We start from the raw sequence: 25,025 nt of genomic DNA on the forward strand, positions 1-25,025 counted from the left end.
CGGGGCGGAGAAACTAGTGAGCCACGCCTGCGGCACCGTGCTCGTCCACCAGCGCGCCGGTGACGAATCGGTCCAGACTGAACGGTGCGATGTACTCGTGCACCTCGTCGTTGGCGATGGTGTCGGCCAGGCACCAACCGGCACCGGGGGTGGCCTTGAATCCACCTGTACCCCAACCGCAATTGAGGAACACGTTGTCGAACGGCGTGCGTCCGACGATGGGGGAGGCGTCGGGGCAGACGTCCACGATGCCGGCCCAGGTGCGCAGCAGATGTGCGCGGGCGAAGACGGGGAACAACTCGACCGCAGCTGCCATCTGTCGTTCGATGATGTGGAACGCACCGCGCTGGCCGTAGCCGTTGTAGGAGTCGACGCCCGCACCCATCACCAGTTCGCCCTTGTGGGCCTGGGAGACGTACACGTGCACGGCATTCGACATGACGACGGTGGGATGCACGGGCTCGAGCAACTCCGAGACGAGGGCCTGCAGCGGATGGCTCTGCAGCGGAGTCTTGATGCCGAGCATGTCCGTCAGCGTCGAGGTGTGCCCGGCCGCGCAGAGCGCAACCTGGCCGGTGGCGATGTCGCCACGCGTCGTCTTGACCCCGGTGACGCGGTTGCCGTCGGTGGTGAAGCCGGTGACCTCGCAGTTCTGGATTATGTCGATACCGGCCGCGTCGGCGCGTCGGGCAAATCCCCAGGCGACGTAGTCGTGCTTGGCGATGCCGGCACGCGGTTGGTACGTCGCACCCAGAACCGGGTAGCGAATATCGCTGGAGATGTTGACGATCGGGCACAGCTTCTTGACCTCGTCGGGGTCGACCCACTGAGCGTCGATGCCGTTGAGTCGGTTGGCCTCGACGCGTCGCACGCTGTCACGCACGTCCTGCAGGCTGTGCGCGAGGTTGAGGACGCCGCGCTGGCTGAACAGGATGGGGTAGTCGAGGTCGTCGGCGAGCCCTTCCCACAGCTTCAACGAGTGCTCGTAGATGCGCGCGCTCTCGTCCCATAGGTAGTTCGAGCGAATGAGGGTGGTGTTACGCGCCATGTTTCCGCCGGCGAGCCAGCCCTTCTCCAGCACAGCAACATTGGTGATGCCGTGGTTCTTGGCCAGATAGTGCGCGGTGGCCAGGCCGTGTCCGCCGCCGCCGATGATCACGACGTCGTACGACTTCTTCGGCTCGGGGTTGCGCCACAGGAAGTCCGGGTGGTCGGGCAGATGTGCGCCCGGTGGGGTTGCGGGGGCGGTCATCGGTAGCCTTCCGTCAGGTCGGAGTAGAGGGGGAACTGCGCGGCAACGGATTCGACCCGGATGCGCAGTGCATCGAGTCCGCGGTCGTCGGTGTCGGGACGCAACGCGTGGGCGATGACGTCGGAGACCTCGGCGAACGCCGTGGCGTCCAGGCCGCGGGTCGCGAGTGCCGGGGTGCCGATGCGGACTCCTGAGCTGATCATCGGTGGTCGTGGATCGAACGGAACTGCGTTGCGGTTCACGGTGATTCCGACGTGGTGGAGTCTGTCCTCGGCTTGCTTGCCGTCCAGTTCGGACTTGCGCAGGTCCACGAGAACGAGGTGAACGTCGGTGCCGCCCGAGACCACATCGATGCCTGCGGCTGCTGCGTCGTCGGTCAACAGTCGATCGGCCAGGATCTTCGCGCCTTCGAGGGTGCGCTGCTGACGTTCCCGAAAGTCCTCTTCGGCAGCAAGTTTGAAGGCGACGGCCTTGCCGGCGATGACGTGTTCGAGGGGCCCGCCCTGCTGGCCGGGAAAGACCGACGAATTGAACTTCTTCGCCAGAGCGGCGTCGTCGGTGATGATGACGCCGCCTCGTGGACCGCCGAGCGTCTTGTGCGTCGTCGAGGTGACCACGTGTGCGTGCGGTACCGGTGACGGGTGCAGTCCGGCGGCGACCAGGCCTGCGAAGTGTGCCATGTCCACCATCAGGTAGGCACCGACTTCGTCTGCGATGCGGCGGAATTCGGCGAAGTCGAGGTGCCGAGGGTAGGCGGACCAACCGGCCATGATCAGCTTGGGACGGTGTTCGCGGGCGAGGCGTTCCACCTCTGCCATGTCGACAAGATGATCGTCTTCGCGGACGTGGTAGGCCGAGACATCGTACAGCTTGCCGGAGAAGTTCAGCTTCATGCCGTGCGTGAGGTGTCCGCCGTGGGCCAGTGCGAGACCGAGAATCGAGTCGCCCGGCTGTAGCAGTGCCGCCATGGCAGCGGCATTGGCCTGCGCACCGGAGTGTGGCTGCACGTTCGCGAACGACGATCCGAACAGGGCGTTGAGCCGGTCGATCGCGAGTTGCTCGATGACGTCGACGTTTTCGCATCCGCCGTAGTAGCGCCGACCGGGATAGCCCTCGGCGTACTTGTTCGTCAGTACCGAACCCTGCGCCTGCATGACGGCCAATGGTGCGAAGTTCTCGCTCGCGATCATTTCGAGGGTGTTCTGCTGGCGGCCGAGCTCGGCACTGATCGCGCGGTGCACCTCGGGGTCGAGATCTGCGAGTACGCGGTTGGTCACGCCTCTCGGGTGCGGTGCCGTCGCTGTCGGTGCGAAGTCCTGCGTCAAGATGGCCGCCCTTCTGGAAGATCAATGATCTGGAACTGATATATCAAGATGCCAATAGAGTAAGATCACAAAGCAGGGCCGTCAAGGGCGGGGCATCGACCGGGAGTGAGCAGAGAAGATGACGATCGAAATTCAGCCGGTGATGGATGCAGCGCAGTTTGTCGGAACCAATGCCGATCGAGCCTACGAAATAGTGCGTGAGCAGCTGATCATGCTGGAAATTCGTCCGGGCGAACCGATCAACGACGACCGCCTGGCCGAGCAATTGGGGTTGGGGCGTACACCGATTCGTGAGGGTCTCAAACGACTCGAACGAGAGCGCCTCGTCGTCGCGTATCCCCGGCGCGGAACCTTCGCGACCGCCGTCGACATGACCGACCTGGCCAACATCTCGGAGATCCGCAAGCAGCTCGAGCCGGCGGCGTCGGCGCGTGCGGCGCGCACGGCGACGCGGGCAGCCAGAGACCGGCTGGCCGAGCTCGCGGCCTCCATCGCGAGCATCGACGACACCGACGATTCACGCGAGGTGCTGCGCAAAGATGTTGCAGTGCATCGGGAAATCTATCGTGCGTCGGGAAATCCCCACCTCGAAGACATCCTGGTCAGCCTCGACGCACACGCCACCCGCATCTGGTGCCTGTTTCTCGACCGACTGCCGAACGTCGCCGGCCATGTTCGTGAACACGTCGTGCTGCTGCAGGCCATCATCGACGGCGAGGCCGACACGGCAGCGGAACTGACCCTCGAACACGTCACCGGGTTCGAGAACGCAATCAGGGAACTGTTGTAGTAGCCGCCGAAATACGCTCGGCCGCACCTCTCAATGCGGTCGAAATCGCATACATCGCGGGGGTGTACTGACGCCGAGCGAGTGACGCGATGTAGATGACGCGGGTAGGAACCCGATCCGATTCCGGGAATGCCACCGCGGTCACGTCGGGTCGGTGATGCACCACCGACAAACGGGGAACCATCGCGATACCGACGCCGGCGGCCACCATGGCCTCGATCTCCTGGTAGTCGTGGGCCTCGTACACGACGTCTGGCTCGAATCCTGCTACGCGACAACTGCGATAGAGAACTTCGGCCGCGGGGTGGTCGTTGCTGCGGATGATCCATCGCGCGCTCTCGAGGTCGTGCAGCGACACGTCGTGCTGCAGTCGATCGTCGTCGATCGGCAGCAGCAGCACGGTCTGGTCTTCCATCAGTGGCTCGAGTGACAGCGATCGTTCTGCCTCCTCCGTCCAGGCATAGCTCCACAGCAGCGCCAAGTCGATTTCGCTCGAATGCAGCATGTCCAGCAGTTGTGGGCGAACGGCCGACCGAACCCGAACGTCGACATCCGGCCAGCGTGAGTGGTAGTCCTTCAGTGCATCGGAAAGCAACGATGCACTGACCGTGGGAAACGAGCCGAGTCGGACCGAACCGCGCTGTAGTCCACGGATGGCTTCCAGGTCGCCGCTCGCGGCACGCATCTCGCGTCGAAACAGGCGGGCACGGCTGGTGAGGATCTCACCGGCCTCGGTGAGTTGGACGCCGCGCGGTAGACGGGTCAGCACGGGCTGTTTGATGCCGTGTTCGAGTTTGCTGATGCGCTGGGAGGCAGCGGATGCCGTCATGTTTGCGCGCTCGGCCCCCGCCGTCAGAGAGCCGGCCTCGGCGATGTCGAGCAAGAGGAACAGCGTGACGACGTCGAACGTGTGGTTCATGAACGTATCCTTCAGCTGAGCTAAATGACCAGGTAGCAAAACGATATTGTCCTAAAAGACCGGCGTCAATAATGTGACAGAGGCAACGTTCGAGTGCAGATGTAACCCGGCACTTACCACCACCTGAAAGACGCCCATGACCTCCATCGAGATCCTCCCGCTCATCGCATTGGTCGCGATGTTCCTGATCGCAACCTTCTTCCCGATAAATATCGGCATCCTCGGCTTCATCGGTGCCTTCGTGGTCGGGTACTTCGCGCTGGGATTCGACGACAAGGAGATACTGAACGAGTTCCCGAGCTCGATCGTGTTGACCATCGTCGGCGTCACCTACTTCTTCGGAATGGCCAAACGCAACGGCACCATCGATCTGCTGGTCAACAGCTGCATCAGGGCGGTGCACGGCCGAGTGACGGTCGTTCCGTGGGTGTTCTTCTTCGTCGCATCGGTGTTGACCGCGCTGGGGACCTTCAGCCCCGCCGCAGTCGCGCTGATCGTGCCTGCAGCGATGGCTTTCGCGGCCCGTACCGGTATGAGCCCGCTGGTGATGGGCATCATGGTGATCAATGGTGCGCATGCAGGAGCGTTCTCCCCGATTTCCGTTTCCGGCGTTCTGGTTCGTGACATCGTCGAGAACAACGGCCTAGCGCTCGACCCGTGGACGCTGTTCTTCGCCAGCTACGGCATCAACCTGCTGCTCTCGGTGCTGACGGTCGTCGGCTATGCAGCCCTGGCCCGCGTGAAGGGCTTCGAGTACACCGCAACAGGTTCCACCGACCCCGCGCCCGGCAGCGGCCCGGTGGGCGGATCCCCGGTCACGACGTCCCTCCCCACCGGCGGCGGCACCGGCGGTGGCAGCACCGGCGGCGGCAGCACCCAAGTGCTCATTCGTCCGACGACAACCACACTGGTCGACGCGCCGGCCCCGGTCACGTTCGTCCAGAAGCTCACGCTGTTCCTCATCGGCGCACTCCTGGTGCTCGTTCTCGTGCTGCATCTGCCGATCAGCTTCATCGCCATCGGAGCCGGAGCAGTCCTGGCATTCACGGATCTGAAGAAGCAGAACGAAGCCATCGCAGACATCAGCTGGTCGACGGTTCTGCTGGTCGCAGGCATGGTCACCTACATCTCGATCCTGCAGGAAGTCGGCACCATCGATCACCTGGCCGAAATGGCGATCACCATCGGCGCTCCGATCATCGTGGCCATCGTGCTCTGCTACGTCATCGGCATCACCTCGGCGTTCGCGTCCTCCACTGCGCTGCTGGCCGCCGTCATCCCGCTGGCCATGCCGCTCCTGGGCACCGGTGCACTGCCGGTCGTCGGTGTCGTCGCTGCTCTGGCCATCTCGGCCACCGTCGTCGACGTCTCGCCCTTCTCGACGAACGGTGCGCTCGTGTTGGCCAACGCACAGAACATCGACCGCCCGCGCTTCTACCGTCAGCTGCTGCTCAACGCAGGAGTCGTCGTGGCCATCGCGCCGGCTCTGTGCTGGTTGATCCTGGTCGTCGTTCCCGCCCTGTTCTGACCGAGCAGACGCGTTAAGTGTTGCTGCACGACATGAACATATTTCGTAATTGTGCTTGAGCATCCTCTGTCGCAGGGTGGAAGCATCGGATCCTGATCGGAAGGCACATCGGATGTTCACTCTTCGTGGAACGTGGATGCGTGGAGGCACCAGCAAGTGCTGGCTGTTCAACGCTGTCGACATCGACCCGTACATCGCCGACGCCGGCGGTCTCGACAACATCCTGACCGCGGCCTTCGGTTCCGGTGACCCGCGGCAGCTCGATGGAGTGGGTGGAGGCAGCTCCACCACCTCCAAGGCTGCGATCGTCCGCCGCTCCAGCGCGCCGGGGATCGATGTCGATTACCTCTTTGCTCAGGTAGCCATCGAGAACCGCACCGTGGAGTGGGGCAGCAACTGCGGAAACTGCGCGACGGCGATCGGTCTCTACGCCGTGCAGACCGGTCTCGTGGCTGTCGACGATCGCGTCACCGTGGTACGGATGCGAAACGAGAACACCGGTGCACTGCTCTCGGCGGAGATCGACACACCGGGCGGACGCATTCCCGTCGAGGGGGACGCGTCCGTCCCGGGAACCACAGCCCTCGGTGTCCCGGTGGGGTTGACCTTCACTGACCCGGCCCCGGTTCGCTCGGCGATGCTGCCGACCGGAGCTGAGGTCGATCGAATTACGCTCGGCCACAACGAATACAGTGGCACCTTCGTGCGGGCAGGCGCACCTGCCGCACTGTTCGACGCCGCGGATTTCGGGCTCGCCGGGTCCGAGAGCAACAGCGTCGTCGCAGCGCACGTACCCACCCTGATTGCGCTGCGCCGACAAGCAGCGTTGTCGATGGGACTCAGTAAGCCCGAAGAACCCGTCTCGCACGCTGTTCCGAAGGTCGGCATAGTCGCACCTCCGGCGGACTACACCACGACCACCGGTCAGTGCATCGTTGCCGCGGACTACGACATTTCGGTGCGGATGCTCTCCATGATGGCACCGCACCCAGCGATCGGACTGACGTCAGCGGTAGCCGTCGCAGCGGCCGCGACAGTCGCCGGCAGTGTCGTCACTGCCAATGCTCGCATCGGCTGGCCCGGATCACTCCGCATCGGCACAGCGGCCGGAGTGCTCGACGTCGACTACATCGTGGACCATGACGGACTTCTACATTCGGTCACACTTCATCGGGCGGTACGCCGGATCGCCACCGCTGACTTGTTCGTGGTGCCCGTGACCGCCTTGGTCGGCTCTCGTTCGGCCTGAGCGGCGTCGCTTCAGAATTGGGCGGCTACGTCCTCGAACATCTTCAGCAACACTGTTGCGCTCGGCGAGAGCTTCTGTTCTGCCAGGTGGGCCAACAGTATTCGACGTGACGGTGCACCCGTCAACGGGACCAGGCGCACATCGTCTCGAATGTTGGACAGTGCCAGGCGTGGTGCGAACGAGACGCCGAGGTCCACCGCCACCATCGCCTGAGCCTCCTGGTAGTCGTTGGCAGCGAACGAGACCGACGGTGAGAACCCGGCAGCGTGGCACGCGCGTTCGAGTGCAGCACCCACCGGATGAGTGTCTTCTCTGGTGATCCACTGCTCGTGTTCCAGCTCCGTCAGATCCACCGAACTGCGTTCGGCTAGAGGGTGATTGACCGCCAAAACCAGCATCGGCGGATCGATCATGAGCTGGTGCACCTTCAGGTCCGAGTCGGTGATTCTGGCCCACTCGTAGTCCCACAGCAAAGACAGCTCCACCTCGCGGGTGTCGAGCATTCCCCGCAATCCGGCGAATCGCGAGCTCCGCACCGTCAGTGCAACTGCTGGATGGCGTGACTTGAACAGCTTCACCACCGGCGGTAGCAAGCTCGCACCGGCGGTCGGAAAAGTGCCGATTCTCAATGTACCGGCGCGTAGTCCGGATAGATCTTCGAGTTCGTTACGCGCAGCGAGCAATTGAGTTTCGATGCGCTCGGCGTGCCGGACCAGCACTTCGCCGGCCTCGGTCAAGCGCACTCCGCGCGCGTGCCGTTCCAGCAGCGGCTGCCCGGCTTCCTGTTCGAGCTTGCTCAGCTGTTGCGATACCGCAGATGTGGTGAAGCTCAACCGAGTTGCGGCCCCGGTGATTGACCCGGTGCGCACCACCTCGACCAAGAGCAGCAGGCGTCGAGTGTCGAACATGATCGAACCACCTTTAAGTGAAAGTTAAGGGATCTCGACTTTTTCGTAATTGTACTCGACGGATGTGTGATGCAGGCTGTGTACAGCAACTGCACGAGAGCTGCGTCACATGACCGCACTGCTTCCTCGAATGTTGAACTCCAAGAGCATTTTCGAGAGCAACGATCGGAAGGTATCCGAGGATGTATTCACTGCGTGGCACGTGGATGAGGGGCGGGACCAGCAAGTGTTGGCTGTTCAGCTCTGTCGACGTCGAGCCGCTGATCGAACAAGCAGGGTCGCTGGACGAGATTCTGGTCTCCGCCTTCGGATCCGGCGATCCCCGCCAGCTGGACGGAGTCGGCGGCGGTAGCTCGACCACCTCGAAGGCGGCCATCGTCAGCAGGTCCTCCGAGGACGGAATCGACGTGGACTACCTCTTCGCTCAGGTCGCGATCGGTGACCGAAAGGTGGAGTGGGGAAGCAACTGTGGCAATTGCGCAACCGCGATCGGCCTGTACGCACTTCAGCAAGGACTGGTCGCGATCGATCCGGTCGCCACCGTCGTGCGGCTGCGTAATCGCAACACCGGTGCCGTGCTGCTCGCCGAGATCGACACACCGGGCGGCGTCGTTCCGTCCGAAGGGTCGGCCCAGGTTGCCGGAACGTCGGCCCTCGGCGTTCCGGTCGGACTGACGTTCGTCGACCTGGGTGCCGATCGCACTCGGCTGCTCCCCACCGGGGCGGTGGAGGACACCGTGGATCTACATGGATCGCAGTACCGCGGAACCATGGTGGTCGCCGGCGCTCCCGCTGCGTTGTTCGGAGCATCCGACCTAGGTATGACCGGAGCCGAGACCGCTGCCGAACTGACAGAACGTGTTCCGCTACTGGTCGAATTGCGCCGCAGTGCAGCACTGCTCATGGGGCTGTCGCGCCCGCAGGATCCGATCACGCACGCAGTGCCGAAGGTCGGCATCATCGCTCCGCCGGTGGATTACCACCTCGAAGACGGAACGCTCGTCACGGCCGGCGAATACGACGTCTGCGTGCGCATGCTCTCGATGATGGCACCGCACCCGTCCATCGGCCTTACGTCGGCGGTCGCGGTGGCCGCTGCAGCAACCGTGCGCGGCGGTGTGGTGAATCGGGTCGTCCACGGTGCCGCCAGCTCGACCCTGCGGCTGGGGACACCGGCAGGTGTGTTGGCCGTCGATGTCGACATCGCTGCGGACGGCAACCTCACCAGCGTGACCCTGCACCGTGCAGCGCGACGGATTGCGACTGCAGAATTGTTCGTTTCCGCTGCTGCGACAGCACTTTCGATCGGATAGCTCGACCTGTGAACACGGCTTCGACGACTGAAGAAAAGGAAGATCATGAAGGTTAGCATCGAGAATCTGAGCCTCGCTTACTCGGGAAACACTGTTGTGCGAGACCTCGACCTGGAGATCGCCGACGGAGAATCCCTGGTGTTGCTGGGGCAGTCCGGCTGCGGTAAGACGAGCACGATGCGCTGTGTTGCAGGGCTCGAGACCCCCAGCGCCGGCCGTATCACCATCGGTGACCGCGTCGTCCACGACTCGTACACGAACAAGACGATCCCGCCGCACAAACGCAACGTGGGCATGGTCTTTCAGTCCTACGCAGTGTGGCCGCACCGGACTGTGTTCGACAACGTGTCGTTCTCGTTGAAGATGCAGAAGGTCAACAAGACCGAGATGAACCAGCGCGTCCTGGAGGCCCTCGACCTCGTCGGGCTGGGTGAAATGGCCCACCGGGGAGCGAGCCTGCTCAGTGGCGGTCAGATGCAGCGGGTGGCGCTGGCTCGGTCCTTGGTGATGCGCCCCAGCGTGCTCCTCCTCGACGAGCCGCTGTCCAACCTCGATGCACGACTGCGCGAACGGCTTCGGATGGAACTGCGCGAATTGCAGCTCCGCCTCGGATTGACCACCGTCTACGTCACCCACGATCAGGTCGAGGCGTTCGCCCTTGCCGACCGAATCGCGTTGATGCAGAACGGCCGAATCGTGCAGATCGGTACCCCCGAGGACATTTACACCTCGCCGTTGTCGGCCTCGGTGGCCGAGTTCCTGGGTGTCGGCAACATCTTCCGCGCCACGCCTGCGTCGGGACCGCGCTCGACGATGGAGCTGACGGACTTCGGGCAGATTGCAGTGTCGGTCGATGCAGCGTCGGCGGCCGACGGGCCCGTCGTGGTGTGCCTGCGGCCCGAGGATCTGTTGGTCACTCCGTTGGACGATGCCGAGCCCGAGGGTCAGTCCTGGATGGGCACAGTCGATGTCGCCAGCTATCAGGGTGCGTCCATTCGGTACCGCGTCACACTGGACGACGGCCCCGAGATCGAAGCCGTCGCCACCGGACACGCGAGCCGAATCCTGGGAATGGGAGAACGCGCACGGGTCACAGCAGTAGCAGGCGGAGCTCAGGTTCTCGTCGACGATCGCGTCGCCTCCGAGGCGGTGCCGGTATGAGCGCCCCCACCGACAATCGGCCCGTCACCACGGCGACGCCGCCGGTCGACACTCCGACAACCCAACGCAGACCGGGTCTGAAGAAGTGGATTCCGACGCTTCTGCAGTTGGCTCTGCTCACCGTGATCGTGCTGTTCCCGATGTTCTTCATCGTGATGGGCGCATTCACCGACAACGCCGAGCGCACATCGCTGTTCGACTTCGGTAACTTCACCCTCGACAACTTCTCGCTGCTCGGATCCTCGACTGCGCAGAGCGCCCTGTGGAATTCGGCTCTGGTCGGCATCGGGTCCTCGATCGTCGCGTTGGCGATCGGGTGCACGCTCGCCTTCCTGGCAGCACGTACCAACGTTCCCGGTCGAAAGATGATCTACGGCATCGGTATTGCGCCGCTGTTCCTCCCGGCGCTCGTCGGGGCACTGGCCTGGGCATTGCTGGCCGGGCCGGCTACCGGTTATATCAACCTGGTCCTGACCGCAATCGGTCTGCCCGGCTTCATCGACATCTACAGCTTCGGCGGGATGATCTTCATCCTCGGCATCTACTACGCGCCGTATCCGTTCCTGATGGTCCACTCCGCGCTCTCGTTGATGAATCCGGACCTCGAAGACGCCGCCAGTCTGCACGGTGCGAAGTTGACGAAGATGCTGAGCAAGATCACGTTCCCGCTCGTCATGCCTGCCGTGATCGGTTCCGGAATATTGGTTTTCGCGCTCACCGTGGAGAACTTCCCGGTGGCACAGGTGATCGGTGTGCCCGGCGGGGTCGACACCCTGCCGACTCTGATCTACCGGCTGATGAACGCTTCGCCTGCCCGTGGCAACGACGCCGCCGCTGTCGCAGTCGTTCTCACCGTCTTGCTGGTCGCCGTCGTCGCCTTCCAGCAGCGCGCGATGAGCAGCAAGGAATACACGACCGTCAGCGGCAAAGGTGTTCGGGCGCGTCAGGTTCCGCTGCGGGCATGGCGCATCCCGGCTGCAGTGTTCGCCTGGGTGTACTTCACCCTGGCCGTTCTCCTGCCATTGATTGCCTTGGTGTTGGCGGCATTGCAGACCAGCCCCTACGTAGCGAACATCGGTCAGCTCTTCGATTCGGGTGCCCTGTCGTTCTGGGGACTGGGTGAAACGTTGCGCAGCGCCGACTTCCACAGCGTGATGACCAACAGCGTCATCGTCGGTGTCGCCACTGCTGCTATCGGTACCGCGTTCTGCTTCGCCTTGGCATACACGAGGTACCGCACGAACGCTCCAGGCCGAAAGCTGTTGGAGTACCTGGCGATGTTGCCGCTGGCCGTTCCTGCCATCGTGCTCGGCCTGGGTCTGCTGTGGACGTGGCTGGCACTTCCGCTACCGATATACGGAACACTCGCGGTGCTGGTGATCGCATTCGTCGCCGTCACCATTCCGCAGGGCTACCGCGGAGTTTCGGCGTCCATCATCCAGCTGGACAAGGACTTGGAAGACAGCGCAGTGATGTTGGGTGCACGGCGGCACCGGGCAATCTCGTTCGTCACCGCTCCGCTGCTCAAGGTCGGTCTGTCGTCGACCTTCCTGCTGCTGCTGATGCTGTCCATGCGTGAGCTCACTGCAGCGTTGTTCTTGTTCACCTCCGACACCCGGTTGCTGTCGATCGCGATCTTCGACGCATACGACAACGGCTCGTTCCAGTCGGCCGCCGAGTTGAGCCTGCTGTACTGCGTCGTCATCGGCGTACTCGCAATCCTTTCGCGTCGCTTCGGATCCAAGGAAACTGTCTGATGAGAAAATTGGTCACAGCAATCGCGCTTGGTGTCGCAGTGGCGACGGCCACGGCCTGCTCGCCACCACCCGAACGCCCCGATCTGGCTCGGGCGGCAGAGGAGATCATCACCGACAACGGCCTCGTCATCGACGGCGAACAGATCGCCGATCCGGATCTGTGGACTCGGGCCCAATCCGAGGGCGGCATCACCCTCTACAGCGGCTACACCGCCGTCACCGAGGCCACGGTGCTGAAGAACTTCGAGAAGGACACAGGACTCGACGTCAACCTCGTGCGGCTCACACCGAACCGGCTCTACGAGCGACTGGTGGCCGAGTACGGCGCGGGTCGTCTCGACGCGGACGTCGTGCGAATCTCCGATGCCGGCTTCGTCAGCGGACTCAGCGAGCGGGGTGTGTTTCAGCCGTACACACCGCCCACTGCCGGCGAGCTACAGGACGACGTGGTGTTCGACGGCGGCAACTACTACCGTACCTTCGACCCGATCTACACGATGGGCTACAACAGCGCTCTCATCGAGGGCGATGACAGGCCGGCGGCATGGTCGGACCTCCTCGATGATCGATGGAAGGGGAATCTGGGTATCGCTCAGGCCGGAGCAGGCGGTAGCGCGTTGGCATTGACGCGGTTCCAGCGGGAGGTGCTCGGTGACGACTATCTGCGCCAATACTCCTCGGAAGCAAGAGTATTCGATTCCATCGGAGCCCAGCTCGATGCACTCGCCCGGGGCGAGATCGAGGCGGGAACCGTCGTGGTGAGTAGCGTCAACATCGCGAACAACGAGAATGCGCCGGTCAACTTCGTGGTACCGGTGGAGGGGCTCACCGCCTACGACTACTACACCGGTGTGGCGTCCACTGCGAAAAACATTGCGGCCGCGCAGGTATTCATGAACTGGAACCTCTCCAAGAGGGGTCAGCAGGTGTTCAGCGACCTCGGTGAGTACTCGGTGCGCAACGACATCGACCCACCGGTGATCCGCGGAATAGAGCTTCCGGAGTTCACCGACCCCAAGGTCAACCGGATCACGCAGTCGGAGTCGATCGAGAACTCCGCTGACGACCAGGAGGCCTGGAACGCCATCTTCGGCTACAACGAATAGAAGAACCACCTCATTCGCGGCCGCGAGTCCATGGGACTCGTCGGCCGCGAATCTGTCTGGGCTGAGACGATATTCGATGGTGCGGGCACAGTGTGCGCCGATACGCTCGCGCGGTGAAGATCGTATCGATCAATGCATGGGGCGGTGCCAGGCACGACGCGCTGATTCCGTGGATCAGCGAAGTGGATGCAGACATCGTCTGTGTCCAGGAGGTGACGCGTACTCCGCGCGGGTCGGGGTGGGCCACCTTTTCGGACGGCGAGCGAACGTTGCCGCAGCGGCTGAATCTGTTCGACGACATTTCATCGGTGCTGGCGGGATACAGATCGCACTTTGTCGCCCACGACGCCGGTCCGGTCACCGATCGCGACGGAACGCGGTGGCGTCAGGACTTCGGCATCGCGACGTGGGTACGCGACGGCCTCCCGATTGTCGGTCTCGACGCCCGTTTTGTGCACTTGGAGTTCGTGAACCACGTCGATTGGACTGTCGAGGACCGTCCTCGTGCGGCCCTCACCGTTACGGTGCGAGACCCGTCGAGCAGTCGAATCGTATCGGTTGTCCAGCTTCACGGGCTGCGTGATCCGGCGGGTAAGCACGACACTCCCGCTCGTGCGGATCAAGCTCGCCGGCTGTCGTCCATCGTCGAACAGATGCGCTCGACGAGCGACGTCGTTGCGCTGTGCGGCGATCTGAACCTGCTGCCGACGAGTGCCACATTCCAGGTGTTGGGCCGGCAGGGAATGGTCGATCTGGTCGGTGAAGCCGATACTCGAACGTCGCTTTACCGTAAGCCGATTCGCAGTGCCAGCTACCTATTGGTCTCTCGGATGGATGCGGTCCGACGTTTCGAAGTCGTACAGCAACCGGAAGTATCCGATCACCGGGCTCTGCTGCTCGAACTGTGAACGAGTGCGGCAGATGTTCGTGCCGAGAAGTCTGCCTGGATGCTGACGTCGAGAGAAGGCGTCAGATTGCGCCGACCCCGCCGAGGACCGCGTCGACCAGATTTTCGGCGTAGACGCGGTCGGTCTCGGCTCGATCGGCATCGGTGCGATGCGAGAAGATGACGTGGCTGAACACCGCTCCGGTCACCAGTTCGAGGATTCGGGTGGTATCGGCGGACTCCGGCAATTCACCTCGAGTCTGAGCTCGATGAACGATGAGGCGCGCTGCGACCAGTCGGCTCCGGTTGAGAGTGTCGATCATGTGTCCGAGAAGATCGGGGTGCACCCGCGCATCGAGGGCGACCCTCAGACTGACCAGACCTGCTGTCCCTCGGTAACCCTGCAGAAGCTGCACTGCGAGTTCGACGAGATCCGCCCGCAGCGTGCCGAAGTCGATCGGCGACGCGAGTGGACTCCTGGCTTCCAGCGCATCGACGACCAAGGCCCCCTTCGATTCCCAGCGACGATAGAGCGCGGCCCTACCGACCGAGGCGCGGCGGGCAACGGCGTCGAGTGTGAAGCCGGACCACCCTTTTTCCCAGTACACCTCGAGCACCGCGTCGTAGACGCGGTCTTCCAGATGTGGATCGCGAGGACGTCCTCGTCGGCTCTTGGCTTCGTCGGTCACCCCCGGATTGTCGCACCCGGTGGCATTGCGGACAATCTCTGTCTGTAATAGGTTTGCTTCCATGAGTTCTGTACGGCACGAGGCGTCGGCGCTGGATCCGACACGCATTCCAGTGATCGTGGCAATCGGTGAAACAAGCGGCCGCGGCGAACCCATGAGCGTCGAACCCATGGAACTGATCGCACTCGCTGCGACTGCGGCACTTCAGGACTCGCTGACTTCGGAGCCATGGATTCGCCGCGCGGACAGCATCGCGTTCTGTCATGTCGCCAGCTGGGCCTACGCCAGTCCCGCCGCTGCGCTGGCACGTGGATTCGGTGCCACACCGGCAGATCTGTTCGACGCTCCGATCGGTGGGCAATGGCCTGCCCGACTCCTCGATCGCGCGGCCGCGCGCATCGCCTCCGGAGAGTCGAGGGTTGCGGTGATCGCGGGCGGTGAAGCCCAGGCCTCGATGATCGCGCTGGTCAAGGCCGGACGAGACCCCGTGGAGGACGGAGGGTGGAGCACAGATCCGGGCGGTCCGCCCACCTTCGATCTCGATCAACTCGGCAGCGCTGCAATGCAAGAAGCCGGTCTGATCTCACCGGTTCGGATCTATCCGTTGTTCGAGAGCCGCTTTCGCTTCGAGGCCGGCATGGATCCGGCAACGCGGCAGGCCGAGTGCAGTGAGCTGTATGCGACCTTCTCCGTTGTGTCCGAGAAGAACCCGTACTCCTGGAACGGCACAGCTCGGACGGCTCTGGACATCGGCACGCCGTCGCCGAGGAACCGCATCGTGTGCGAGCCGTATCCGCTGTCCATGAACGCCATGCCGTTCGTCGACCAAGCGGCGTGCATCGTGGTGACGAGCTTGGCCGAAGCTCTCGAACGCGGTGTGCCCAAGGGTGACATCGTGTACGTGTGGGGCGGTGCCGGTGCCGAGGACACGGTCGACATTCTCGACCGCAGCAGTTTCGGCCGGTCCCCAGCGATGGAAGACGCGATGGATCGCGCGTTGCACGGAGCGGAGATCGGGGTCGAGCAACTGGACGTGTTGGACGTCTACAGCTGCTTCCCGATCGTGCCGACCCTTGCCACACGTCACCTCGGAACGCCGAAGTCGTTGATTCCCACAGTGACCGGTGGCCATTCGTCCTTCGGTGGGCCTCTCAGCAGTCATTCGTTGCATTCGATCACCGCATCCGTTCGGGAGATTCGGGGCGGGAAGAGTTGTGCGCTGGTGCACGCGAACGGTGGCTATCTGACCTACCACCACTCCGTGCTGTTGGGTGCCGACCAGCATCCGCTCGGCTACATCGGAAATCCCGAACCCACAGTGATGACGCCGGATCCGCCGCCTCGCGCACCTGTCGAGGACGGGGATCTTGTGGTGGAGACTGTCTCCGTCGAGCATTCACGGCAGCAGGAACCGAACCAGGCATTCCTCGTCGGGAGGGACGAGCACGGACGACGCGTTGCCGCACAGACGGTGCCTGGTGATACGGCCAGTGCGCATGCGTTGTCCCTCTATCGAAGCGAACCTGCACGCGAAATCATCGGAGCAACAGTCAGTGTCGAGTCGAACGAGGGGAACATTCGTGTCCGAGGCCGATAGCATCGAACCTGTTGTACTGACGAGGCGAGAAGGTCATGTTCTCGTCGTCACGATCAACCGACCGAAGGCTGCCAACAGCATCGATGCACGCGTGCACACGCTCCTCGGGCAAGCCTGGGAGTCGGCCGAGGCGGACCGTGACATCCGTGCCATCGTGTTGACCGGTGCGGGATCGTCGACCTTCTGCGGGGGTGCCGATCTGAAAGCCCTCGGCACCGGAGGCCCCGGCGCGGTGACCCCGCCCGAGACCGAGCATTGGGGGTTCGCCGGGATTGTCCAACATCCGATTTCGGTTCCCGTCATCTCGGCGGTGAACGGGTCTGCGATGGGAGGCGGAACCGAGATCGCTCTGGCCTCGGACATGGTCGTCGCCTCGGACACGGCCGTATTCGGCCTACCCGAGATCCGCCGCGGGCTCGTCGCCGGTGCCGGCGGTGCCTTTCGGCTGATGTCTGCGATACCGGAACACGTTGCGCTGGAGATGATCTTGACCGGACAGCCGATCTCCGCGCAGGAGGCCGCCCGATGGGGGTTGGTCAACAGGGTTGCCGCACCCGACGACGTCCTCGATACGGCACTCGGTCTCGCTCGCCTGTGTGCGGAGGGTGCGCCGCTCGCCGTGCGCGCATCCAAGCGTCTCGCTCGACGTATCTCCGACGGCACCATCGCGCACGAGGAAGATTCGTGGCAACAGAACCGTCAGGAATTGGATCGACTCGCCACCACGCAGGACGTCGTCGAGGGAATCACCGCATTCCTGCAGAAACGCGACCCGACCTGGACCGCGCAGTGATCGCTCAGCGCTGAAGAACGTTGTTACCCAAGCGTGACCTGCTTAGCGCAAGTAACGGAGTCGTGCCCGAGGCGATAGACCGGGCACGACGTTCGTCGCGAGTGGGGAGTCGTCATGAGGGTGCGTTCTTCGATCGGATCCGCCTTGCTGGCGGTGGTGGCCATGGCCGCCCTGACGGCGTGCGGCGACAATGACGCTCGCCCCGCCCCGCAGGCAGTAGCGACGTCCACCCAGGTGGGCGTTGCCCAACCAGGGGCTCCGGTCGAGAACGCGCCACCGGAGAGTCCGGCGGCCGAGGAACCGGATACCGGCGATGGATCAGGGCCGATCGACGCGTCGGTACCTGCACCGACCGCTGCTGCGCCCCCTACTCAGCCTGTGGTGGTCGAGCCGCCCGTTCAGGATCCGGTGCAGCCGCAGATTCCTCCTGTATCGAACCCCGATGGAGACCTCGCGTCGACGATCATGGGGGATTGGCAGCGGCACGCAAGCATTCTTCACCTCGATCCCGACCCGGCGAGCAGCACATTCACCACCGGAGCGAGTTGCTGCGACGTCGAAACCTGGACGGCCACCTACACGCCGATCGGTGACGACAAGGAAGACGGCGTGGTCGTCACGCTGCTGGAGCGCACGTTCCTGGCCGGAGACGGGCTGGGCGGAACCCTGTACGAGGGCAAACGATTCGAGGCCTCACCGAGTATCGGGTACAACGACACCCGCGTGTTGATGACCTACGATCTGGGCGACGCTCCCGGCGTCAACACGTGGTGCCGATCCGGTCACGGCGTTCCCGAGTGCGGTGCCTGACGGACCGAAGTCACCGCGATTCTGGCCGCGCAACCCGGTGAATACCGCGACTGCGACGGGCTTCTTGCCTGGAAACGTCACCATGGCAACCTTTTTGCGAATTGGGCCCGTTAGTGCCGGTCTTTCCGGCGACCTGCCCATCCGGTACAGGATTCTGCACGGTGCTTGACCGGTCTGGGTTTGCCGAGGCGGATGCAGTTCGGGAGACCCCGCCGAACAATCACGGCCAGGATCTCCCGAACTGTCCATCTAGTGGGCTGAGACGTGCTCGTGCTCGTCGCTGGCGGGATCGTCGGTCCAGGGATTGGATTCCCATGCGAAATTCAACCCGAAGACGACGCCCGCACCGACCAGAACCATCAATGCGGCTCGCCAGATCGGGATGTCTCCGCCGACGCCCCAGATAATTGCCAGCGCGACGATGACTCCGACGACCGGGCTCAATATTGCGCGTTTGCTGGCGTTCATAGAGTGCCTCCTGCTTGTTGTCGTCTGGTCAGCAGTTCTTGATACCTCCGACGATACCGCCGGCGATCCCGCCTGGGAGGGCGCCTGCAGCGCCGGCTTCGATCGTGGAGATGCCCCCGGTGAGCGCTCCCGTCCCTATGCCCTCGCCGATCCCGTTCACGCATTCCGTAAAGCCGACCTGATGAAGGAATGGCGTGAGCGGACTGGCGAGAGGGGTTTCGACCGGCGGTGGAGGTGGCGGTGGCGGCGCTGTGTCCGCGCTAGCGGTTGCCAGTCCGAGGGTGGCCGCGCCAACCAGGCTCAGGGACGCGCCCACAGCGATCGTCAAAAGTTTGCGCATTGGGAATCTCCTCATCGGTCGAGATGGATTGAGACCTTCCGTTACGTAACGGAAGTAACGATAATTGGGATTAGAACGCCTCGCGATACCGAACTTCTATGATTTGGATCACACCCATCCGCTTCTGTTGGCGGAGACTGAATTTTTTCGTGTTGGTTCAGCAGGCGATAGCAGTGGTCCGGTAGCCGCCTACCGAGCGGGTGTGATCGCATGACCCCATGCGAACCTCGACATCCACTCGACTGATCATCGCGATCTCAGCGGCGGCGCTGACTGCCGGAGTTTCCTGTTCCTCGACGGCCACCACCGAACCACCGCGATCCGACACGAATGTGTCCCGGTCGACGAGCGAACAGTCCGGTGCCGAAGGGGCATATCTCGAACTCGAGGCCAGGGACACTGCGCGGCTCGGCGTCAATGTGCTCGATCTCGAGACCGGTTCCACGCAGAGTTACCGCGGGGGCGAACGTTTCGCGTTCTGCTCCACCTTCAAGGTGTATGCCGTCGGTGCCGTACTCGCCGCCGTCGATGCAGGCAGGTTGCAGCTCACCGATACCCGAACGATCACCGCCGAGGACAAGGTGCCCGAATCCGCTGTCGATTGGGAGCCTGGCTCGGTCGTCACCATCGCGGACTTGGCTGTGGCCGCATTGACCAAGAGTGACAACACATCCGGCAATCTGCTGATTCACGAGGCAGGCGGCACCGCGGCGCTCACCGACTTCGCGCGATCACTCGGTGACACCGAATTTCGACTCGATCGCACCGAGCCGGAACTGAACACCGCCATACCTGGCGATCCACGCGACACCACGACACCGAACTCGCTGGCCGCCGGCTACCGAACCCTGCTCGACGGCGACGTTCTGACTCAGGCCTCGCGTACGCAGTTACTCGCGTGGATGGGCGACACAGAGACGTCCACCGCCCGGTTCCGGGCGGGCATTGCGCCACAATGGACTTCGGCCGACAAAACCGGCACCGGAAGCTACGGCGTATCCAACGATGCCGGACTGCTGCTCGGGCCGGACGGGCAGAGGATTCTGCTGGTCGTGCTCAGTGCGACGACGTCGGGGGTGGAAGACTCGCCGGCCATGAATTCCCTGGTAGCCGACGCGACCAGAGCAGCCGTGCAACAGGTGGAGTGAGTCAGCTTGCTGCGCGTCGAACGGCGTCGACCAACGGAACGAGATCCGGTTCATCGGATGCGTCGTCGAGAGCCTCGCGCAACGCCGCGTCGTTGGTCGGCCGCGCGGCCTCGAGCAGGGCCAGGCCTTCTTCGCTGACGTCGGTGTAGATACCTCGGCGATCGGTGGGGCACAGGTACCGCGTGAGCAGCCCCCGATCCTCGAGGCGAGTGACGAGGCGGGTAGTGGCACTCTGGCTCAGTACGACGGCATCGGCTACCTGCTTCATCTGCAGGTGGCCGCCGACCCCATCGTGCTGCCTGCCCAGGACGTCGAGCAGCCAGTACTCGCGCGCACTGAGATTGTGGTTGATCTGTAGCGCACGCTCGATGCGGCTTTCGATACGTCCGTGCAGGACGGAAAGCGCAAGCCAATTCTGCGCAAGGGCAGTCATGGCGGGGTCGTGTGCGCTCATGTGTCGTGCCTCTCGGTGCCTGTGCTCGTGACCACCCACCATACCGCGCCGACAATTAACGGCGTCTGCAATTACCTTCTCGACGAGGTTCGACGAGCGATGATGCGTCGAGCATGCGCCAGAACGGGTGCATCGACCATCTGACCGCGGAAAGTGAAGACCCCGCGGTTGAGTGCCACTGCGTCGAGCACTGCGGTAGCCCACTCGATCGCCTCGGGGGTCGGCGCGTAGGCGTCGCGAATGACCGAGATGTGGCTCGGATGAATGGCCACCTTGCCGTCAAAGCCGACGGCCACGGCGTCGTCGGCCTCCACGCGCACCCCGTCGAGATCGGGGATGTCGAGGAACACCGAATCGAGCGCGAACACCCCGCGTGCCTTAGCAGCCAGTAGCGTCCGCGACCGAACATGCTGTGCAACATCGCGGTACGAGCCGTCGCCGTGCCTGCTCGAGTTACCGCCCATGGCGGCCACCAAGTCCTCGGCACCCCACATGGCACCGATGGCGTTGTCGGCCGCGAGTGCATCGAACACCGTCATCGCGCCGAGTGGAGATTCGATCAACGCGACGACATTCAGCGGAGCCAGAGCTGCGATCTGTTCCGCCGATTCACATTTGGGAAGCATCACGGTGGAGTACTCGGTGTGCTTCAACGCCTCGAGGTCCGCGGCCTGATCGTCGGTGCCGTGCGCGTTGACCCGGACGATGGTGCGGGCCGGATCCAGCGGGGTCGTGGCCACGGAGTCACGAGCGCCCGCTTTGTCCGCGGCACCGACCGCGTCTTCGAGATCGAGAATGACCACATCCGCTCGTGCTGCGGCCTTTTCGTAGCGCTCGGGACGGTCTGCCGGGCAGAACAGCCATGCCGGACCGGGCGGAACCCAGTTCACGACGCCTCCTCCGGTGGTTGCATCCGGACGAGTGTCTTGCGGACGGCGATTGCGACGACGTCCCCGTGCTGATTTCGACCGGTGTGCGTGAACGTCACGATGCCCTCGCCGGGGCGAGACTTCGATTCGCGCTTGTCCGAGATCACGGTCTCGGCGTAGAGGGTGTCGCCGTGGAACAGCGGCTTGGGAAACGACACCTCCGAGAAGCCCAGGTTCGCCACGATGGTGCCCTGGGTCAACTGCGTCACCGACAGTCCGACGAGCGTGGACACGGTGAACATGGAGTTCACCAGTCGCTGCCCGAAAGGTGTTGTCTCGCTGTAGGCCGCGTCGAGGTGCAGGGCCTGGGTGTTCATCGTCTGCGTGGTGAACAACGTGTTGTCGGCCTCGGTGATGGTGCGGCCGGGTCGGTGCTCGTACACGGTGCCGAGTTCCATCTCCTCGAACCACAGGCCGCGTTGGCGAATCCTCTTGTCGCTCACAGTCCGAGGCTCCGGGCGATCAGCATCAGCTGAACCTCGGTTGTGCCCTCACCGATTTCGAGGATCTTGCTATCGCGGTAGTGACGAGCGACAACGTATTCGTTCATGAAACCGTAGCCGCCGTGGATCTGGGTGGCATCGCGCGCGTTGTCCATGGCCGCTTCGGAGGCGACGAGCTTGGCGATGGATGCTGCCTTCTTGAAGGGCTTGCCCGCCAACATCAATGCCGCGGCGTCGTAGTACGCGGTTCGAGCGGTGTGGGCGCGGGCCTCCATGCGGGCGATCTTGAACGAGATCGCCTGATTGCGGGCGATAGGGCTACCGAACGCCTCACGCTCTTTGGCGTACTTCACGCTCTCGTCCACGCAGCCCTGCGCCGCACCGACCGACACCGCCGCGATCGCGATCCGGCCTTCGTCGAGGATGTGCAGGAAGTTCGCATACCCGCGACCTTCCTCGCCGAGCAGATTCTCCTGCGGCACGCGCACATCGGTGAAGCTGAGCGGGTGTGTGTCCGACGCGTTCCAGCCGACCTTGTTGTAGGCAGCCTCTGCGACGAATCCCGGGGTATCGGTGGGCACCAGGATCGAGGAGATCTGCTTGCGTCCGGTCGCTTCGTCGACCCCTGTCACCGCGGTGACGGTGACGAGCTCGGTGATGTCGGTACCGGAGTTGGTGATGAACTGCTTGCTGCCGTTGATGATCCAGTCGCCACCGTCGCGTTTGGCGGTGGTCTTGGTGCCGCCCGCGTCGCTGCCGGCACCGGGCTCGGTCAGACCGAACGCGGCCAGGGCCTTGCCGGCGGTCAGCTTGGGCAGCCACTGCTGCTTCTGTGCGTCGTTGCCGAAGCGGTACACCGGCATGGCACCGAGCGAGACGCCGGCCTCGAGAGTCATGGCGACACTCTGATCGACCTTGCCGAGCTCCTCGAGCGCCAGGCACAGCGCGAAGTAGTCGCCGCCCATGCCGCCGAACTCCTCGGGAAACGGCAGGCCGAACAGGCCCATCTCGGCCATGCCTGCGACTACCTCGTACGGAAAGGAATGCTCGGCATCGTGTTTCGCCGAGACCGGCGCGACGACCGTGCGGGTGAAGTCGGCAACGGATTTGACCAGTTGCTGGTACTCGTCGGGCAGATTCGACGACGACAGGTGCTCGGTCATGGCTGGTCCTCTTCGGTGGGTGTGGGAACGATTCGGGCGAGGATCTGATCGACGCGGACCTGATCCCCCACTGCGACAGTCAGTTCGACGGTGCCGTCGATCGGGGTGGTCAGGGTGTGTTCCATCTTCATGGCCTCGACGACGACGATGGCCGTGCCCGCGGTGACGGCGCTGCCGGTGGTGGTTCCGATCGCGATGATCGAGCCCGGCATCGGCGAGAGGATCTCGGCGTCACCGGAATGGGCATCGTCCTCGCGGACGCTCGCCTCGGCAATCCGATCGATGCGCCAGGTGCCGCGAGCACTGGAAACCCAGGTGGCCGAGCCGTTTCGGGCGAAGGTCATCGATTCGCGGAGACCGTCGATCACCAGATCCACGGAATCCTCGGTGGCCGTAGCCCGGAGGGTGCGCGGCGATCCCTCGTCGACGACGACCGTTGCCGTGCTCGCTGTACCGGTGATGGCCACATGCGCCGTCCGACCGCCGGACGCGAGGCGACGATGGAACGGAGCTTTCGCGCCGACTCGCCAACCCGATGGTGCTGCCCAGACGTCCTGTCCCGCGGCCTGCCACGCGTCGAGCCACTGCACTGCGGTGGCGGCGATCAGCGCCTCGTCGGTCGCCTCGGCGGCCACGAAATCCTCGACGCGACGGTCGAGTAGGCCGGTGTCGAGATTGCCGGTACGAACATCGTTGTCGGCGAGCAGGAACCGTGCGAATTCGATGTTCGTGACGACACCGAGTACGGCGGTGTCGGCCAGTGCACGATCGAGACTGCGCAGTGCGGTCGCGCGATCGGGTCCGTGCGCGATGACCTTCGAGAGCATGGGGTCGTAGTTGCTGCCCACCTCCGTTCCGACGGCAAGGCCGGAGTCGACGCGGATTCCCGGCGCAGATGGCTCGCGCAATCCGACGACGGCACCGCCGGTGGGGAGAAATCCGCGGCCGGGATCCTCGGCGTAGACGCGGGCTTCGATCGCATGTCCGGTGAGCGTGATGTCGTTCTGCGCGAGAGTGAGGGGCTCACCCGATGCCACCCGGACCTGCCACTCGACGAGGTCGAGGCCGGTGACCATCTCGGTGACCGGGTGCTCGACCTGGAGACGAGTGTTCATCTCCATGAAGAAGAACTCGTCGGGACGCTCGGCCGAGACGATGAATTCGACTGTGCCGGCACCGGAGTAGTCGACACTGCGGGCAGTGTTGCAGGCGGCCTCGCCGATGCGTGCTCTGGTTGCGTCGTCGAGCAACGGCGACGGTGCCTCCTCGATGACCTTCTGGTGCCTGCGCTGCAGGCTGCACTCGCGTTCGCCGAGGTGGATGACATTGCCGTGTCCGTCGGCGAGGATCTGTACTTCGATGTGCCGGGGCCGCAACACGAATCGCTCGAGGAAGAGGGTGTCGTCGCCGAACGACGAGGCTGCCTCCCGGCGAGCGCTCGTCAATGCTGCAGGGAGGTCCTCGGCGCGTTCGACAAGACGCATACCTTTTCCGCCGCCACCGGCGGAGGGTTTGACCAACACCGGGAAGCCGACGTCCGGCGCACCGGCGACGAGGTCGGCGTCGGTGAGGCCGGGGCGAGAGATGCCGGGGACGACGGGTACACCGAATGCGCTGACGGCGGCCTTCGCGGCGATCTTGTCGCCCATCACTTCGATGGCCTTCGCCGGTGGCCCGAGGAAGGCGATTCCGGCTTCGGCGCAGGCTGATGCGAACTCGGAGTTCTCGGACAGGAAGCCGTATCCGGGATGAATTCCCTGTGCTCCGGTGGCTTTCGCGGCCGCGATCACCTTGGCGATGTCGAGGTAGCTCTCGCGTGCGTTGGCGGGGCCGAGTCGTACCGCGGTGTCGGCCTCGTGGACGTGGCGGGCGTCGGCATCGGCGTCACTGTAGACGGCAACGGTGCGAATTCCCATGCGGCGCAGCGTTCGTGCCACCCGCACAGCGATCTCGCCGCGGTTGGCGATCAGAATGGTGTCGATCATCGTGGTCATGCC

The 25,025-nt window shown here is 63.8% G+C and carries 23 protein-coding genes; 12 read left to right on the plus strand and 11 right to left on the minus strand.

The genetic code is table 11. From position 1 onward, the window contains the following. Positions 1 to 13: 13 nt before the first annotated feature. On the minus strand, positions 14 to 1,252 hold the full coding sequence (locus ABZ677_RS23060; RefSeq protein WP_032367894.1) for a sarcosine oxidase subunit beta family protein: 1,239 nt from the start codon (positions 1,250 to 1,252) through the stop codon (positions 14 to 16). Further along, on the minus strand, positions 1,249 to 2,529 hold the full coding sequence (gene glyA, locus ABZ677_RS23065; protein WP_358373607.1) for a serine hydroxymethyltransferase: 1,281 nt from the start codon (positions 2,527 to 2,529) through the stop codon (positions 1,249 to 1,251). The genes ABZ677_RS23060 and glyA overlap by 4 nt, the downstream gene beginning before the upstream one ends. 166 nt (positions 2,530 to 2,695) lie before the next feature. Between glyA and ABZ677_RS23070 the strand changes: the two genes are divergently transcribed. After that, complete coding sequence (locus ABZ677_RS23070) at positions 2,696 to 3,367, plus strand: GntR family transcriptional regulator (protein ID WP_358373610.1); 672 nt, start codon at positions 2,696 to 2,698, stop codon at positions 3,365 to 3,367. Here the strand turns inward: ABZ677_RS23070 and ABZ677_RS23075 are convergent. Then, positions 3,351 to 4,286 (minus strand): LysR family transcriptional regulator, encoded by a 936-nt coding sequence (locus ABZ677_RS23075; RefSeq protein ID WP_358373612.1) that lies wholly within the window; start codon positions 4,284 to 4,286, stop codon positions 3,351 to 3,353. The two genes, ABZ677_RS23070 and ABZ677_RS23075, sit on opposite strands and share 17 nt — an antisense overlap. Before the next feature lie 136 nt (positions 4,287 to 4,422). Between ABZ677_RS23075 and ABZ677_RS23080 the strand changes: the two genes are divergently transcribed. Both ABZ677_RS23080 and ABZ677_RS23085 read left to right on the plus strand, forming a co-directional pair. After that, positions 4,423 to 5,814, plus strand: coding sequence for an SLC13 family permease (locus ABZ677_RS23080; protein ID WP_358373615.1), 1,392 nt, complete (start codon positions 4,423 to 4,425; stop codon positions 5,812 to 5,814). Between the two features lie 112 nt (positions 5,815 to 5,926). Next, the gene (locus ABZ677_RS23085; RefSeq protein ID WP_358373618.1) at positions 5,927 to 7,063 is read left to right on the plus strand and encodes a PrpF domain-containing protein; all 1,137 of its coding nucleotides are present in this window, start codon (positions 5,927 to 5,929) and stop codon (positions 7,061 to 7,063) included. Between the two features lie 11 nt (positions 7,064 to 7,074). Here the strand turns inward: ABZ677_RS23085 and ABZ677_RS23090 are convergent, their stop codons facing one another. After that, complete coding sequence (locus ABZ677_RS23090) at positions 7,075 to 7,971, minus strand: LysR family transcriptional regulator (protein ID WP_358373621.1); 897 nt, start codon at positions 7,969 to 7,971, stop codon at positions 7,075 to 7,077. Between the two features lie 182 nt (positions 7,972 to 8,153). Between ABZ677_RS23090 and ABZ677_RS23095 the strand changes: the two genes are divergently transcribed. The 5 genes from ABZ677_RS23095 (at position 8,154) to ABZ677_RS23115 (ending at position 14,216) form a co-directional block, all read left to right on the plus strand. Next, positions 8,154 to 9,284, plus strand: a complete 1,131-nt coding sequence (locus ABZ677_RS23095) for a PrpF domain-containing protein (protein WP_358373624.1) — start codon at positions 8,154 to 8,156, stop codon at positions 9,282 to 9,284. Between the two features lie 45 nt (positions 9,285 to 9,329). Further along, the gene (locus tag ABZ677_RS23100) at positions 9,330 to 10,445 is read left to right on the plus strand and encodes an ABC transporter ATP-binding protein (protein ID WP_358373627.1); all 1,116 of its coding nucleotides are present in this window, start codon (positions 9,330 to 9,332) and stop codon (positions 10,443 to 10,445) included. Then, positions 10,442 to 12,202 (plus strand): iron ABC transporter permease, encoded by a 1,761-nt coding sequence (locus ABZ677_RS23105; RefSeq protein WP_358373630.1) that lies wholly within the window; start codon positions 10,442 to 10,444, stop codon positions 12,200 to 12,202. Before ABZ677_RS23100 ends, ABZ677_RS23105 begins: the two co-directional genes overlap by 4 nt. Continuing rightward, positions 12,202 to 13,308, plus strand: a complete 1,107-nt coding sequence (locus tag ABZ677_RS23110) for an extracellular solute-binding protein (protein WP_358373632.1) — start codon at positions 12,202 to 12,204, stop codon at positions 13,306 to 13,308. The genes ABZ677_RS23105 and ABZ677_RS23110 overlap by 1 nt, the downstream gene beginning before the upstream one ends. Positions 13,309 to 13,421: 113 nt before the next feature. Continuing rightward, entirely contained in the window at positions 13,422 to 14,216 is a 795-nt protein-coding gene (locus ABZ677_RS23115; RefSeq protein ID WP_358373635.1) for an endonuclease/exonuclease/phosphatase family protein, read from the plus strand. 61 nt (positions 14,217 to 14,277) lie between these two features. Here ABZ677_RS23115 and ABZ677_RS23120 read toward each other — a convergent pair whose 3' ends face one another. Next, entirely contained in the window at positions 14,278 to 14,883 is a 606-nt protein-coding gene (locus ABZ677_RS23120; protein WP_358373638.1) for a TetR/AcrR family transcriptional regulator, read from the minus strand. Positions 14,884 to 14,944: 61 nt separating this feature from the next. On the opposite strand from ABZ677_RS23120, the gene ABZ677_RS23125 reads away from it, so the two are divergent. The 3 genes from ABZ677_RS23125 to ABZ677_RS23135 all read left to right on the plus strand — a co-directional run bounded on the left by ABZ677_RS23125 (position 14,945) and on the right by ABZ677_RS23135 (position 18,083). After that, a complete protein-coding gene (locus ABZ677_RS23125) occupies positions 14,945 to 16,480 on the plus strand; it encodes an acetyl-CoA acetyltransferase (protein ID WP_358373641.1) in 1,536 nt (511 codons plus the stop codon). After that, positions 16,464 to 17,273: an enoyl-CoA hydratase-related protein gene (locus tag ABZ677_RS23130; protein WP_358373644.1), complete on the plus strand. Its 810-nt coding sequence runs from the start codon at positions 16,464 to 16,466 to the stop codon at positions 17,271 to 17,273. The genes ABZ677_RS23125 and ABZ677_RS23130 overlap by 17 nt, the downstream gene beginning before the upstream one ends. Before the next feature lie 114 nt (positions 17,274 to 17,387). After that, complete coding sequence (locus ABZ677_RS23135; protein WP_358373647.1) at positions 17,388 to 18,083, plus strand: hypothetical protein; 696 nt, start codon at positions 17,388 to 17,390, stop codon at positions 18,081 to 18,083. A 249-nt stretch (positions 18,084 to 18,332) separates the two neighbouring features. On the opposite strand, the gene ABZ677_RS23140 is transcribed toward ABZ677_RS23135, so the two are convergent. Next, entirely contained in the window at positions 18,333 to 18,551 is a 219-nt protein-coding gene (locus tag ABZ677_RS23140) for a hypothetical protein (RefSeq protein ID WP_358373650.1), read from the minus strand. A gap of 558 nt (positions 18,552 to 19,109) precedes the next feature. On the opposite strand from ABZ677_RS23140, the gene bla reads away from it, so the two are divergent. Then, positions 19,110 to 20,039 carry a class A beta-lactamase gene (gene bla / locus ABZ677_RS23145; RefSeq protein WP_358373653.1) on the plus strand — a complete coding sequence of 310 codons (930 nt, stop codon included), beginning with the start codon at positions 19,110 to 19,112 and terminating at the stop codon, positions 20,037 to 20,039. A 1-nt stretch (position 20,040) separates the two neighbouring features. Here the strand turns inward: bla and ABZ677_RS23150 are convergent, their stop codons facing one another. The 5 genes from ABZ677_RS23150 to ABZ677_RS23170 form a co-directional block, all read right to left on the minus strand. Next, on the minus strand, positions 20,041 to 20,493 hold the full coding sequence (locus ABZ677_RS23150) for a MarR family transcriptional regulator (RefSeq protein ID WP_358373655.1): 453 nt from the start codon (positions 20,491 to 20,493) through the stop codon (positions 20,041 to 20,043). Between the two features lie 71 nt (positions 20,494 to 20,564). Then, the gene (locus tag ABZ677_RS23155) at positions 20,565 to 21,383 is read right to left on the minus strand and encodes a CoA ester lyase (RefSeq protein ID WP_358373659.1); all 819 of its coding nucleotides are present in this window, start codon (positions 21,381 to 21,383) and stop codon (positions 20,565 to 20,567) included. Beyond that, positions 21,380 to 21,865, minus strand: coding sequence for a MaoC family dehydratase (locus ABZ677_RS23160; protein WP_037187309.1), 486 nt, complete (start codon positions 21,863 to 21,865; stop codon positions 21,380 to 21,382). The genes ABZ677_RS23155 and ABZ677_RS23160 overlap by 4 nt, the downstream gene beginning before the upstream one ends. Further along, a complete protein-coding gene (locus ABZ677_RS23165; protein ID WP_094740678.1) occupies positions 21,862 to 23,028 on the minus strand; it encodes an acyl-CoA dehydrogenase family protein in 1,167 nt (388 codons plus the stop codon). The genes ABZ677_RS23160 and ABZ677_RS23165 overlap by 4 nt, the downstream gene beginning before the upstream one ends. Beyond that, the gene (locus ABZ677_RS23170) at positions 23,025 to 25,022 is read right to left on the minus strand and encodes an acetyl/propionyl/methylcrotonyl-CoA carboxylase subunit alpha (protein ID WP_358373662.1); all 1,998 of its coding nucleotides are present in this window, start codon (positions 25,020 to 25,022) and stop codon (positions 23,025 to 23,027) included. The genes ABZ677_RS23165 and ABZ677_RS23170 overlap by 4 nt, the downstream gene beginning before the upstream one ends. Positions 25,023 to 25,025 lie beyond the last annotated feature (3 nt).

The sequence above is a fragment of the Rhodococcus sp. NPDC006774 genome (assembly GCF_040636045.1).
Classification (GTDB): domain Bacteria; phylum Actinomycetota; class Actinomycetes; order Mycobacteriales; family Mycobacteriaceae; genus Rhodococcoides.

What these genes read in the sequence shown, in the direction of transcription:
- ABZ677_RS23125 (WP_358373641.1), top strand. Translation starts at nt 14,945, where the DNA reads ATGAGTTCTGTACGGCACGAGGCGTCGGCGCTGGATCCGACACGCATT.
- ABZ677_RS23095 (WP_358373624.1), top strand. Translation starts at nt 8,154, where the DNA reads ATGTATTCACTGCGTGGCACGTGGATGAGGGGCGGGACCAGCAAGTGT.
- ABZ677_RS23075 (WP_358373612.1), bottom strand. Translation starts at nt 4,286, where the DNA reads ATGAACCACACGTTCGACGTCGTCACGCTGTTCCTCTTGCTCGACATC.
- ABZ677_RS23090 (WP_358373621.1), bottom strand. Translation starts at nt 7,971, where the DNA reads ATGTTCGACACTCGACGCCTGCTGCTCTTGGTCGAGGTGGTGCGCACC.
- ABZ677_RS23150 (WP_358373655.1), bottom strand. Translation starts at nt 20,493, where the DNA reads ATGAGCGCACACGACCCCGCCATGACTGCCCTTGCGCAGAATTGGCTT.
- bla (WP_358373653.1), top strand. Translation starts at nt 19,110, where the DNA reads ATGCGAACCTCGACATCCACTCGACTGATCATCGCGATCTCAGCGGCG.
- ABZ677_RS23135 (WP_358373647.1), top strand. Translation starts at nt 17,388, where the DNA reads ATGAGGGTGCGTTCTTCGATCGGATCCGCCTTGCTGGCGGTGGTGGCC.
- ABZ677_RS23165 (WP_094740678.1), bottom strand. Translation starts at nt 23,028, where the DNA reads ATGACCGAGCACCTGTCGTCGTCGAATCTGCCCGACGAGTACCAGCAA.
- ABZ677_RS23085 (WP_358373618.1), top strand. Translation starts at nt 5,927, where the DNA reads ATGTTCACTCTTCGTGGAACGTGGATGCGTGGAGGCACCAGCAAGTGC.
- ABZ677_RS23060 (WP_032367894.1), bottom strand. Translation starts at nt 1,252, where the DNA reads ATGACCGCCCCCGCAACCCCACCGGGCGCACATCTGCCCGACCACCCG.
- ABZ677_RS23100 (WP_358373627.1), top strand. Translation starts at nt 9,330, where the DNA reads ATGAAGGTTAGCATCGAGAATCTGAGCCTCGCTTACTCGGGAAACACT.
- ABZ677_RS23070 (WP_358373610.1), top strand. Translation starts at nt 2,696, where the DNA reads ATGACGATCGAAATTCAGCCGGTGATGGATGCAGCGCAGTTTGTCGGA.
- ABZ677_RS23105 (WP_358373630.1), top strand. Translation starts at nt 10,442, where the DNA reads ATGAGCGCCCCCACCGACAATCGGCCCGTCACCACGGCGACGCCGCCG.
- ABZ677_RS23080 (WP_358373615.1), top strand. Translation starts at nt 4,423, where the DNA reads ATGACCTCCATCGAGATCCTCCCGCTCATCGCATTGGTCGCGATGTTC.
- ABZ677_RS23140 (WP_358373650.1), bottom strand. Translation starts at nt 18,551, where the DNA reads ATGAACGCCAGCAAACGCGCAATATTGAGCCCGGTCGTCGGAGTCATC.
- ABZ677_RS23110 (WP_358373632.1), top strand. Translation starts at nt 12,202, where the DNA reads ATGAGAAAATTGGTCACAGCAATCGCGCTTGGTGTCGCAGTGGCGACG.
- ABZ677_RS23170 (WP_358373662.1), bottom strand. Translation starts at nt 25,022, where the DNA reads ATGACCACGATGATCGACACCATTCTGATCGCCAACCGCGGCGAGATC.